Here is a 13,224-nt window from a genome sequence, read left to right on the forward strand (position 1 = left end):
CCTCAGTTCGTTGCGCGTGCCGCCATCCACACCTTCTGCGGCGTGGCGGGCATGGTCAGCATGTTGTTGCCGATGGCATCGGTGATGGCGTTCATCAGCGCCGGCGGAGAGCCGATCGCACCCGCCTCGCCGCAGCCCTTGATGCCGAGCGGATTGCTGGGGCAAGGCGTGTTCTGGTGCGACAGCTTGAACGACGGCAGGTCGTCGGCGCGCGGCATGGCGTAATCCATGTAGCTCGCCGTCAGCAGCTGGCCGTTCTCGTCATAGTGGACGCCTTCGAGCAACGCCTGGCCAATGCCCTGGGCGATACCGCCATGCACCTGCCCCTCGACGATCATCGGGTTGATGATATTGCCGAAATCGTCGGCGGCGACGAACTGCACGATCTTGGTATGGCCCGTTTCCGGATCAACCTCGACCTCGCAGATGTAGCAACCCGCCGGGAAAGTGAAGTTCGACGGATCGTAGAACGCCGTCTCCTTCAAGCCCGGCTCCATGCCCGCCGGAAGGTTGTGCGCGGTGTAGGAGGCGAGCGCCACCTGAAACCACGGCAGCGCCTTGTCGGTACCGGCAACCTTCAGCTCGCCATTTTCGACGACGATATCGCTCTCGTCGGCTTCCATCAGATGCGCGGCGATCTTCTTCGCCTTGGCCTCCACCTTGTCGAGCGCCTTGACGACTGCGGACATGCCGACGGCGCCGGAGCGCGAGCCGTAGGTGCCCATGCCCATCTGCACCTTGTCGGTGTCGCCATGGACAATCGAAACGCTGTCGATCGGAACACCGAGACGGTCCGCCACCAACTGTGCGAAGGTTGTCTCGTGGCCCTGGCCATGGCTGTGCGAGCCGGTGAGAACCTCGATCGTGCCGACGGCATTAACCCGCACTTCCGCCGATTCCCACAGGCCGACACCAGCACCGAGCGAGCCGACCGCCTGAGACGGCGCGATGCCGCAGGCTTCGATATAGCAGCTCATGCCGATGCCGCGCTTCATGCCGCGGTTCGCAGCCTCCGCCCGGCGGCTTTCGAAACCGCTCCAGTCGGCAGCCTGCATCGCCGCATTCAGCGACGCATCGTAGTCGCCGGCATCATACATCATGATCACGGGTGTCTGATGCGGGAAGGAGCGGATGAAATTCTTGCGCCGGAGTTCAGCCGGCGAAATGCCGAGCTCGCGCGCCGCCGTCTCCATCGTCCGCTCGAGCAGATAGGTCGCTTCCGGCCGCCCGGCACCGCGGTAGGCATCGACAGGCGCGGTGTTGGTATAGACGGTGCGGACATTGGCGTGGATCGCCGGGATGTCGTACTGGCCGGAAAGCAGTGTCGCGTAGAGATAGGTCGGCACCGCGGAGGAGAAGAGCGACATATAGGCGCCGAGATTGGCGATCGTATCGACCTTCAGGCCGATGATGCGATGATCCTTGTCGAAGGCCATCTTCACCTTAGAGACATGGTCGCGCCCATGCGCATCCGTCAGGAACGCCTCGGTGCGATCGGAGTTCCACTTCACGGGAACGCCGGTTTTCTTCGAAGCCCAGAGACAAACGATTTCTTCCGGATAGATATAGATCTTCGATCCGAAGCCGCCGCCGACATCGGGCGCGATCACCCTCAGCTTGTTTTCCGGCGCGACATTATAGAAGGCGCTCATCACAAGGCGTGCGACATGCGGGTTCTGGCTGGTCGTGTAGCAGGTGTAATGATCCTCGGCGGAATCGTAGACCCCGAGCGCCGCGCGCGGCTCCATCGGATTGGGCGAAAGACGATTGTTGGTCAGCTCGATTTCGGTGACATGGGCGGCCTCCAAAATCGCCTTGTCGGTCGCGCCTTCGTCGCCGATCACCCAGTCGAAGATCAGGTTGTCGGATGATTCCGGATGTATTTGCGGTGCCCCGGGCTTCAGTGCCTCGACGGCCTCCGTGACAACAGGAAGCTCTTCATAATCAATGCTGACGGCCTCGGCGGCATCCCGTGCTTCGCCGAGCGAATCCGCAACGACGATCGCCACGGCATCACCGACATAGCGGACAGTATCGACCGCCAGCGGCCGCCAGGCACCCATCTTCATCGGCGAACCATCACGCGAATGGATCATCCAGCCGCAGATCAGATTGCCGATGCCGTCGGCGAGCAGCTGCTTGCCGTCAAGCACGTCGATCACGCCAGGCATCGCCTTGGCGGCAGAAACGTCGATATTCTTGATCTTTGCATGTGCATGCGGGCTGCGGATGAAATAGCCGTATTTCATCCCTGGGACGACCATGTCGTCGGTATAGCGGCCCTTGCCGGTCAAAAACCGCTTGTCTTCCTTGCGTGCGACGCGTGCACCAATTCCTTCAACACCCATGATGTCCTCCAATGGGGTTTCGGGCCTGGCATTCCGCCAAAGAGTACAGTGTTCGGCAGCTGCCAGACGAATTCAGGGAGATGCTATTCGGCAGCCTGCTTGGCGCCGCCATGCATTTCGGCATTGGCAGACAGCACGGCCTTGACGATGTTGTGATAGCCGGTGCAACGACAGATATTGCCCTCGAGCTCGTGGCGGACGGTCTCTTCGTCCAGCTGGCCACCATGCCGGTTGATCATATCGACCGAGGCCATCACCATGCCGGGCGTGCAGAAGCCGCATTGCAGGCCGTGATGCTCCTTGAAGGCTGCCTGGACCGGATGCAGTTCGCCGTTTGCGGCAAGCCCCTCGATCGTCGTCACCGATGAGCCGGATGCCTGGACGGCAAGGATCGTGCAGCTCTTCACCGACTTGCCGTCCATGTGAACGACGCAGGCACCGCATTGGGTCGTGTCGCACCCGACATGGGTGCCGGTCAGGCCGAGCTTTTCGCGAATGAAATGGACGAGAAGCGTTCTTTCTTCACAGTCGCCGCTCACCGCGCGGCCATTCACCGTCAGTTTGACTTTCGCCATGATGTCCTCCTCGTGCCTCCTCCAGGCACAAGCGGCATCATTTGACTTTTTCCCTGCACTATCAACCGCTACTTTAGGGAGTTGTATCAATTTTGCTTCACTATGCGGGAGGAAAAGCCGCCGACCCTCTTGCAACGTTCTGAAATGAAGCGTGACCGGATTTTTCGTGGCACTTGCTGGACACGATTTCTTTACGCCATAGTTTGCAGGCAGCGTGACAAAAAGAAAAACACGTGAGGGACAGCTGCTGCCCGGGGGGCAGCCAACCCAGGAGATGAAAATGAAGAAGATTATTGCATTCGTACTCGTCGGCCTCTCGATCGCGAGCTGTACTCCAACCCAGCAGGGTGCCGGCATTGGCGCCGCATCCGGCGCCGTGATCGGCGGCGTTGCAACCGGTAATGTTCGTGGTGCCGCTGTTGGCGCAGCGATCGGCGGTGTCGCTGGTGCCCTGATCGGCCGTGTCGCCGAGCAGCCTGGCCAGTGCTACTACCGCGACCGGAACGGCAACCGCTATATCGACGACTGCCCGCGCGGCGGCTACTAAGACTTAAATTCAACGATGCAGAAATCCCGGCCAGCGCCGGGATTTTTCATTTTTTGTACTAAATTAGCCCAGCAACAACTTAAATTGGTACACGTTTCGCATTTTTGCCGCTAAGGTGCCCGCGGCTGGGCAACGCGAAGCTTCATTTTCATGTAACAAAAAGCGGCGGATGCAGATCAGAGGGAAGACACCGAAAGCGGGTTTCGCGTATCGGCGGACAGGCACCATGATGGTGATCGCGGCAACCGCCGCGCTTTCGCCGATTCTGGTCGATGAGGCATACGCCTTCAAGCTGTTTGGCATAACGATATTCGGCAAGGACGATAGCGACGCGGAGCAGGTTCCTGATCCGGTGCGCTATGACGTCGACCTGACCGCGGGCACCGCCGATCCCGATCTCACCGAAGCGCTGCAGAACAGCTCGCGCCTCGTCGGCGACAAGGACAAGCCCGTCTCCGGCGATCTCGGCGTCGTCGTCAAGGCGCGCGACGATCGCGACCGGCTGATCGCCACGCTTTACGAAAAGGCCCGCTACGGCGGTGTCGTCACCATCACCATCGGCGGCAAGAATATCGATGATCTGCCGCCCAATCCGGTCTTCGACCGCTCGAAACCGGTCCCGGTCAACGTCTCCGTCGATCCGGGCCCCGTTTTCCATGTCCGCGATGTCCAGTTCGGCGGCGATGCGGCGATGCGCAATCCGGCCGACTATGACCTCGCGCCCGGCCAGGAAGCCGGATCCCTCGTCATCATCAAGGCCGGCGACAAGATCGTCGAGCAGCTGAAGAGCGAGGGTCGCCCACTTGCCAAGCTCACCAAGCGCGAAGTGGTCGCGGACCACCGCAGCAACACCGTCGACATCATCATCACCACGGAAGGCGGCCCGGTCGCACCTGTTGGCTCCGTCGGCGTCACCGGCGAAAAGGGTGTGAAACCGGACTTCATCCAGCGCTATTCCCGCCTCAACCGCGGCGATGCCTATTCGCCCGAAGCCTTGAAAAAGGCCGGTGACCGGCTGCGGGCGCTCGGCGTCTTCTCCAGCGTCACCATTCACGAAGCCAACGAGCTTGCTGCCGATGGCACACTGCCGATGACCATCGAGATCTCCGAAGGCAAGCAGCGCTACTTCGGCTTCGGCGCCAATTATTCGACGATCGACGGCTTCGGCGTTCAGGGTTACTGGGGCCACCGCAACCTTTTCGGCGAGGCGGAATCGCTGCGCATCGAAGGCGCTGTCGGCCGTCTCGGCGAAAACGACATCAGCAATCTCGACTACTCGGCCGGCATCTCCTTTACCAAGCCCGGCGCCTTCCTGCCTGCCGGAACGCTGAAGGCATCGATCCTCGCCAAGACCGAAAACCCGGATGCCTACAATGCCTCGCTGCTTACCGGTTCGCTCGGTTATGCCTATGAGCTCAGCGATCAGGACACCGTCTCGGCAGCCGGCGAGATCAGCTACGAAAAGGACGACGACGCTTTCGGCCAGAACGAATACCTGACCTTCGCTCTGCCGCTGACCTATGAGCGCGACGCCCGCGACAACAAGTTCAACCCGACCGAAGGCTACCGCGCGACGCTCGCGGCAACCCCGAGCTATGAAGCCTTCAACGGCACGATCTTCTCCTCCTTCGAGGGCTCGATCTCGGGTTATCAGGCAATCGGCGCTGAGGACAATGTCGTCTTTGCAGGCAAGCTCGCGGCCGGCTTCATGGTCGGCGGAGAGCTGCAGGACATCCCGGCGACCCGCCGCTTCTTCGCAGGCGGCGGCGGATCGGTGCGCGGCTACGGCTATCAGGAAATCTCGCCCTACGACGCCGACAACGAGGCGACGGGTGGCAAGTCCTACGTGACCGCGTCGCTAGAAGCGCGCGTGAGGATCACCGATACGATCGGCATCGTGCCCTTCCTCGATGTCGGCACGGTCTCCGCCGAGACCTTCCCGGATTTCGGGGATTTCCGGGCCGGTGCGGGCGTCGGCATCCGCTATGCAACGCCTTTCGGCCCGTTGCGGCTTGATTTTGCCGTACCGCTGAACAAGTACGAAAATGGCACGGCCTATGGCATCTATGCCGGCATAGGCCAATCATTCTAACGGTGTGACAAGCAGCCGCTTGGCCGCTGCAGCACCTCGCGAACGGGATAGTGTCCGCCTTCATGCAAGCACTGACGAAGCTCATCAACTGGATCGTAAGGCTGCTCGGCTACGGGCTGGGCGTCGTGCTTGTGGCCGCGGCGATCGCCATTGCCATCTTCGGCTTCACCACCTTCGGTTCGCGCATCGTGACGGAGAAGGTCGCCGAGATCATCTCCAACCGCGACATGAACATCGCGATCCGCGAGCCCGGCAGTCTGCTGACCGGCGGTCTCGATGCGGCGCAGGTGACGATTTCCGATACGCGCGGTGTCTTTGCCGAAGCCCGCGGCATCTCGATCAACTGGAACCCGCTAGCACTTCTGACCGGCACCTTCCACGCCAAGCAGATCGGCATCCAGTCGGTGACCGTCGTGCGTAAACCGATCCGCACCCTGCCCTCCCCGCCCGATACCGGCGAGGAAGGCGGCTTCAAACTGCCGATCAATATCGCCGTCGACAACATCGCCCTGCCGCAGATCAATCTCAGCGAACAGCTGGCCGGACGCGCCTTCACGCTGATGGCGAACGGCAATGTGCAGGCCGACCAAGACGGCGGCCATGCCGTCATCAACGTCAACCGCCAGTCCGTGCCGGACGCCAAGCTCAGCGCCGACGTCGCCTTCATCCCTGGAGAAAATCAGCTACGGCTGAAGGCGCAGGTGGCCGAGCCCAAGGGCGGGCTTCTGGCAACGCTGCTGTCTTTGCCGGGCGAACCTGCCGTCAATGTCGCCATCGACGGCGACGGACCGATCTCCAACTGGAAAGCCAAGCTGCAGGCTTCGCTCGATGGCCAGCCGCGCGCCTCGATCGAGGGCCAGCATGTGCTCACGCCCGAGGGGCTTCACCAACTGAACCTGAAAGGCGGCGGCGATCTGAGCTCGCTGCTTCCCCCACCCTTCCGCCCGCTCTTTGCCGGCCAGACGAATATCGATCTCGCCGCCACTTTCGACAACAAGGGCAAGATTGACATCCAGACCGGCAATCTCGCGACCGGCTCGGTCGTCATCGCCGCCTCCGGGACGCTCGATCCCGCCGGCAACAACAGCCTCAACGCCAATGTGCTCGGGACGTCGGGTCCGGTCGATTTTCGCTGGCCGCTCGAAAAAGGCGAGGCGCGCTTCCTGATCAGCGGCCTCAATCTGGCGCTGACGGGCGATGCCCAGGCAGCCCGCCTGAACGCGAGCGCCTCGCTCGACGCCGTCACCTTGCCGCAGGCAACGGCAAGCAACGTCAAGCTCACAGCCAAGAGCGACGCTTTCAACATCGCCAAGCGTAGCGGCGGCGTACAGATCCGGCTGGTGGCCGGCGATACGGCTTTCCTCGATCCGAACCTCAACCGCGCAATCCAGGGCCCGGTCACGCTCGCTGCCCCGATCCAGATTGCCCCTGACAGCATCGGCTTCAACGGCACGACGCTCGAAAGCGCCAATGCCAGCGGCAGCGTCAACGGCACCTACCGGCTGGCAAGCCAGGCGCTGACGGGCAATGCCAAGCTGACCATCGAGCCGGCAGCTCTCCCGCCCGCCGTCGCTCCACGCTTCGATACGCCGATCTCGATCGAGACCCAGGTCGCTGGCACGATCCCGTCGAAGATCAACCTGTCGAACCTGATCGTGAAATCCGGCACGATCGAAACAGCCGGCAACGTGACGCTCGACGGCGACACGCTGGCTGCGGATCTCAGCGGGCGCCTGCCCGATATCGCCAAGCTCGCCGAGAACACCAGCGGTGAAGTCGGTTACACGGTCAATGTCAGCGGCGCGCTCTCGGCCCTTGCGATCAAGGCCAATCTCAAGTCGGCGATGCTGCATACGGTCGACCGCACGCTTTCGAACCTTGACGTCAACATCACCGGCACCGCCGACCCAGCCGCACCGCAGGCAACGATCGAGGCGAAGGGCGCGATCGACGGCCAGCCGCTGACGATCAATGCCAACGCCCTTTCCAAGGACGGCATCACCAGCATCCCGTCGATCTCCGTCGAGGCCGGCGCCAACAAGCTGAACGGCAATATCGAGCTGACGCCCTCCTTCCTGCCAAGCGGCAAGCTGAGCTTCGATTTCCCCGATGTTGGCTTGCTTGCGGCGCTTGCCGGTCAGCGTGCCGAGGGCGACCTCAAGGGCGGCTTCGACATCGCCAATGACGGCGGCAAGATTTCGATCGCCGCCAAGGCAAGCGGCAGCGGCATCCGCCGCGACGGCCTCTCGCTCGTCCGGCCCGATATCGATGTGACGATCAGCGACCTCAAGGCCTTCGCCGCGAGCGGCGTCGTCAAGGCCGACGAGATTTCGTCGGGCGCCAATGTGATCAGCGGTCTGGCGCTGAATTTCACCCAGCAGCAGAACCGGACAAATTTCGATCTGTCGTCGACCTACGATGCTAATCCGCTGGTCGCGGCCGGTGCCGTCGAGACCAACGGCGGCGACATGAAGATCGAGCTGAACCAGCTCTCCGCCAAGCCACGCAACATTGCAGTCGACCTAGCTGCACCGACGGCAGTCACCATCTCGGGTGGCGCAGCCAAACTCGACGGCCTGACGATCCGCACCGGCGACGGCTCGGTCAGCGTTTCCGGCTCGGCCGGGGAAACGCTCGATATCAACGCCACGATCAAGGATCTGCCGGCAAGCCTCGCGAACACCTTCGTGCCCAAGCTCGAAGCGGCCGGAACGATCTCGGGCACGGTCACGGTCACCGGCACACCCGCAGCACCGCTCGCTAATTTCAAGCTCGACTGGAAGGATGCCGCCACCAGCCACACCAAGGCGGCCGGCCTTTCCGGCTTCGCAATCGAGGCAGGCGGCAAGTTTGCCGATAACCGCCTGGATTTCGAGACCACCGCGGCAGGCGACAAGAAGCTGTCGCTGAAGGCATCGGGTAATTACACGGTAGCGGGCGCTGATGCACAGGCGCTATCCGTCGATGCCGAGATCGCCAATGTGCCGGCTGCTCTCGCCAATGCCTTCGTTCCCGATCTCGGCGCCGAGGGCATCATCTCCGGAACGGCAAAGGCATCCGGCAAGCTTCCGCAACCCACCGCCGATTTCAAGGTGACCTGGAAGGACGCCGCAACCAGCCAGACCGTCAAAGCCGGTCTCGCCAAGCTTGGCATAACCGCAAACGGCACCTTCGCCGGAGACGCGCTCGATTTCACTGTCGATGCGGCGGGCGCCAGGGATTTGAGCCTCAAGGCGACCGGCAATTTCATTGTCTCCGGCCTTCAGGCCAACTCCCTCTCCGTCGATGCGACCGTCAGCAATGTCCCCGCATCCCTCGCCAACGGCTTCGTTCCGGATCTCGCAGCCGAAGGCATGATTTCCGGAACGGCGAAGGCGACCGGCAGATTGCCACGCCCGACCGCCGACTTCGATCTTGCCTGGACCGACGCGGCAACCGGCCAGACGAAAAAGGCCGGTCTCGCCAGCTTCGACGTCTCCGCCAAGGGCAAGTTTGCCGACAACAAGCTCGATTTCGATGCCAGCGCCGACGGCGCCAACAGCTTGTCTCTCAAGGCTCTCGGCAACTTCACCGTCGCCGGGCCTGATGCCAACACGCTCTCAGTCGACGCGACGCTCAGCAACGTCCCCGCCGGTCTCGCAAACCCGTTCGTGCCGGGCCTCGGCGCCGAGGGCCTGATCTCGGGCACGGCCAAGGCCAAGGGCAAGCTTCCGGCGCCGACCGCCGATTTCGACCTGACCTGGGCCAACGCCGCAACCGATCAGACGAAGAAAGCAAAGCTCGCCAGCTTCGATGTGACGGCCAAGGGCAAGTTCGCCGATAACAGGCTGGACTTCGATGCGGCCGCCAGCGGCAAGAACAGCCTGTCGCTGAAGGCGCTCGGCAATTTCACGGTCGCAGGCCCCGATGCCAACGCGATCTCCGTCGATGCGACCGTCAGCAATCTGCCTGCCGGCCTCGCCAATCCTTTCGTTCCCGGCCTCGGCGCCGAAGGCCTGATCTCCGGCACCGCCAAGGCATCCGGCAAACTGCCGCGGCCGACTGCCGACTTCAATCTGACCTGGAGCGATGCCGCGACCGACCAGACGAAGAAGGCAAAGCTTGCAAGCTTCGATGTCTCGGCCAAGGGCAAGTTCGCCGACGACAAGCTCGATTTCGATGCCACGGCGAGCGGCACCAACAGCCTCTCGCTGAAGGCGAACGGCAACTTCATCGTTTCCGGCCCGGATGCGAACATGCTGAATGTCGGTGCCGATATCAGCAACGTCCCGGCTGGTCTCGCCAATCCCTTCGTTCCCGGCCTCGGCGCCGAGGGCCTAATCTCCGGCACCGCCAAGGCATCCGGCAAGCTTCCGAACCCGGCTGCAGACTTCAAGGTGACCTGGAAGAATGCGGCCACGAGCCATACGAAAGCCGCCAACGTCACCGGCCTTGGCGTCTCGGCCGATGGCACGCTGTCGGGCAACACGCTGAACTTCAACGTCAATGCCAGCGGCAGCGGCGCCCTGTCGCTGAAGGGCAAGGGCAGCTTCACGGTCGCCGGTCCAGATGCCAATTCGCTGAAGGCCAATGCCGACATCGCCAATCTGCCGGCCGGCATCGCCAACGCTTTCGTTCCCGGTCTCGGCGCCGAGGGCGCGATCTCGGGCAGTGCAAGCGCCGCCGGAAAGCTGCCGATCCCGAATGTAGATTTCAAGCTGAACTGGAAGAATGCCGCGACCAGCCAGACGAAGAGCGCCGGGCTCGCGCCGCTCGGCATCACCGCCGATGGCAAGCTCGCAGGTCAAACCCTGACGATCGATACCGGTCTCAGCGGCGAAGGCGGCCTGTCGATGAAGGGTGGCGGCAGCGTCGGCATAGCAGGCCAGCGCGCCCTGAACCTGCAGTTCAAGGGCAATCTTCCCTTCGCCATTCTCGGCGCGCAACTCGCCCAGCAGGGCCTTGTCGCCGATGGTGCTGCCGATATCGATCTGCGCATCACCGGCAACGCCGGTGGCCCCGTGATCAACGGCACGATCAACACCAGTGGCGCCAAGCTGGTCGACGTGCGCCGCAATCTTGCGCTCAACAACCTGACCGCCAACATCACCATGAATGGTCAGCAGGCGACTATTTCCCGCTTCAGCGCCAATCTCGCCAGCGGCGGTGCCATCTCCGCCAGCGGCACGGTCGGCATCCAGCCGAACAGCGGCTACCCCGTCAATATCGAGGTGAAGCTCGACAAGGCCGTCTATGTCGACGGCACGCTGGTTGTCGCCACGGTGGACGGCACGCTCGGCATGCGCGGCCCGCTTTTGTCCAATCCGACGCTGAGCGGCCGCCTCAATCTCGAAAAGGCATCGATCACGGTACCGGAAAAGCTGCCGACATCGCTGCGCGAGATCAACATCAAGCATATCCATGCGCCTGCCGCCGTTCGCGCCCAGCTGCGCGACGAAGGCAACCAGGGCGCCAGCCAGAAATCCTCGACCATCGCCCTCGACCTGCGGCTCGATGCGCCCTCGCAGATCTTCGTCCGCGGCCGCGGCATCGATTCCGAGCTCGGCGGCAGCGTCACGATCAAGGGAACGGCAGCCTCGCCCGTCGTCTCCGGCGGCTTCACCATGCGGCGCGGCCGCCTGACGATCCTCAATCGGCGCATGAACTTCACCGACAAGAGCCGCATCACCTTCGCCGGCGACCTGACACCGGCGCTCGACATGGAAGCCAGCTCGACATCGGGCACGACGACGCTGACCGTCGATGTCGCGGGTCTCGCCACCGATCCCGCCATTACCTTCTCCTCCTCCCCCGCCCTTCCGCAGGACGAAGTGCTGGCGCAGCTGATCTTCGGTCAGTCGATGTCGAAGCTCTCGCCGGTGCAGATCGCCCAGCTTGCCGATGCCGTCAGCCAGTTGGCGGGCGGACGCTCGACCTCGCTCTTCGAAGGCCTGCGCAATCAGCTCGGCGTCGACGATCTCGACATCAGCACCGACGAGAAGGGCCAGACCAGCGTCAGCGTCGGCCGCTATCTCAACGAACGCACCTATTTCGAGCTGCAGCAGGGCGGCGAAGCGGGCGCCAAGGCGGTCATCAATCTCGATGTCGGCCGCGGCGTGAAGCTGCGTGGTGCGGCCGGCGGCAACGGCTCTGGCGAAGCAGGCGTTGTCTACGAGCACGAATACTGATCAGAACACCGTCTTGCTGGTCTTCAGCAGGATGTTGGTCTCGGTAACGTTGATGCCGTCGATCAGGCGAATGCGCCGGAGGGTCTCGTCGAAAGAAACCAGATCACGGTCTTCCAGTTCGGCGATAAAGTCCCATTTGCCGTTGGTGCTGTGAAGCGCGCGCACCTGCGGAAGACCGCGCAGCTGATCGGCCACCTTGTCGGCGAGCTTGCCGAGAACCTCGATGAGAATGATGGCCCGGACACCGGCCGAGCGCACTTCATGACCGGTACGGATGGTGAAGGCGGCGATCGTGCCATTCGCTACCAGCCGGTCGATACGTGCTGCCACGGTGGCGCGTGACGCGCCGGTCATTGCCGCAAGCGACGATACCGGCGTGCGCGCATTGTGGCGCAGCGCGCTCAGCAGTTCCTGATCCAGATCATCCATGATGTTCACTTTGCTCAAATGATGTGATCAATCTGTACAATGGCGCTTTTCTTTTGGCAATTTTCCATCTTTTTGCCGCCGCGCCGATAGCCGAATATGCAACTCGAAACTCGGAAACGGAGCCCGGAATGGACGTTCAGTCGCGCGCAGTCACCCTCATTGGTGTTCCCCTCGAAGAAGGCTCCGGCCGCAGAGGCGCGGCCATGGGCCCGGCAGCGCTACGCATCGCCGGTATCGACCAGACGCTGATCGAGCTTGGCCACGACGTGAAGGATGAAGGCGACCTGCAGATCGTCCCCGCCCGCGATCTGCCGAACCATCCGAACGCCCATAACCTGCGCATCGTCGGCGCTTTCACCCGCGCTTTGGAAGCAAGCACCTACGAAGCGGCAGCAGCCGGCCGCTTCCCGCTGATTCTGGGCGGCGACCACGCCCTCTCCATGGGCAGCGTTTCCGGCATGGCGCGCTATGCCGCCGAAAAGGGCCGTCCGCTCTTCGTCATCTGGCTCGATGCCCATTCCGATTTCAACACGCCGGAAACCTCGCCCTCCGGCAACATCCACGGCATGCCTGTGGCTTTCTTCAGCGGCAACGCAGAATTTGCCGAAATCCTGCCGAAGAACCGCCCCTTCGTCGATCCCCGCCATGTCTTCCAGGTCGGCATCCGCTCCGTCGATGCGCCTGAGCGCGTGCTGATCAAGCAGCACGGCGTCAACGTCTTCGACATGCGCTCGATCGATGAGCAGGGCATTGCCGCGATCATGAAGCAAATCCTGGCTGCCGTCGAAGCGGCGAACGGCCTTCTCCATGTCAGCCTGGACGTCGACTTCCTCGATCCCGATATAGCGCCCGGCGTCGGCACGACGGTTCCGGGCGGCGCGACCTTCCGCGAAGCCCACCTAGTCATGGAGATGCTCTCCGACAGCGGCCTCGTCTCCTCGCTCGACCTCGTCGAGCTCAATCCATTCCTCGACGACCGCGGCAAAAGTGCCCGCGTCCTCGTCGAGCTGACGGCAAGCCTCTTCGGCCGCCGTATCTTCGACCGTCCGACACGCGCCGCATAATC

At 62.7% G+C, this 13,224-nt stretch carries 7 protein-coding genes; 4 read left to right on the forward strand and 3 right to left on the reverse strand.

The window, feature by feature from the left end:
• Positions 1-2: 2 nt before the first annotated feature.
• On the reverse strand, positions 3-2,348 hold the full coding sequence (locus ACODR6_RS09020; protein ID WP_489022337.1) for a xanthine dehydrogenase family protein molybdopterin-binding subunit: 2,346 nt from the start codon (positions 2,346-2,348) through the stop codon (positions 3-5).
• Positions 2,349-2,431: 83 nt separating this feature from the next.
• Positions 2,432-2,923 (reverse strand): (2Fe-2S)-binding protein, encoded by a 492-nt coding sequence (locus ACODR6_RS09025; RefSeq protein WP_112720165.1) that lies wholly within the window; start codon positions 2,921-2,923, stop codon positions 2,432-2,434.
• A gap of 280 nt (positions 2,924-3,203) precedes the next feature.
• Between ACODR6_RS09025 and ACODR6_RS09030 the strand changes: the two genes are divergently transcribed.
• The 3 genes from ACODR6_RS09030 (at position 3,204) to ACODR6_RS09040 (ending at position 11,729) form a co-directional block, all read left to right on the forward strand.
• Complete coding sequence (locus ACODR6_RS09030; RefSeq protein ID WP_112385738.1) at positions 3,204-3,470, forward strand: YMGG-like glycine zipper-containing protein; 267 nt, start codon at positions 3,204-3,206, stop codon at positions 3,468-3,470.
• Between the two features lie 169 nt (positions 3,471-3,639).
• A complete protein-coding gene (locus tag ACODR6_RS09035) occupies positions 3,640-5,562 on the forward strand; it encodes an autotransporter assembly complex protein TamA (RefSeq protein ID WP_489022338.1) in 1,923 nt (640 codons plus the stop codon).
• A 62-nt stretch (positions 5,563-5,624) separates the two neighbouring features.
• Positions 5,625-11,729, forward strand: a complete 6,105-nt coding sequence (locus tag ACODR6_RS09040) for a translocation/assembly module TamB domain-containing protein (RefSeq protein WP_489022339.1) — start codon at positions 5,625-5,627, stop codon at positions 11,727-11,729.
• Here the strand turns inward: ACODR6_RS09040 and ACODR6_RS09045 are convergent, their stop codons facing one another.
• Positions 11,730-12,158, reverse strand: a complete 429-nt coding sequence (locus ACODR6_RS09045) for an Lrp/AsnC family transcriptional regulator (RefSeq protein WP_112720162.1) — start codon at positions 12,156-12,158, stop codon at positions 11,730-11,732.
• Between the two features lie 128 nt (positions 12,159-12,286).
• Between ACODR6_RS09045 and rocF the strand changes: the two genes are divergently transcribed.
• Positions 12,287-13,222 carry an arginase gene (gene rocF, locus ACODR6_RS09050; RefSeq protein ID WP_112720161.1) on the forward strand — a complete coding sequence of 312 codons (936 nt, stop codon included), beginning with the start codon at positions 12,287-12,289 and terminating at the stop codon, positions 13,220-13,222.
• The last annotated feature ends 2 nt before the right edge of the window (positions 13,223-13,224 follow it).

The organism is Rhizobium sp. FG96 (genome assembly GCF_057808655.1).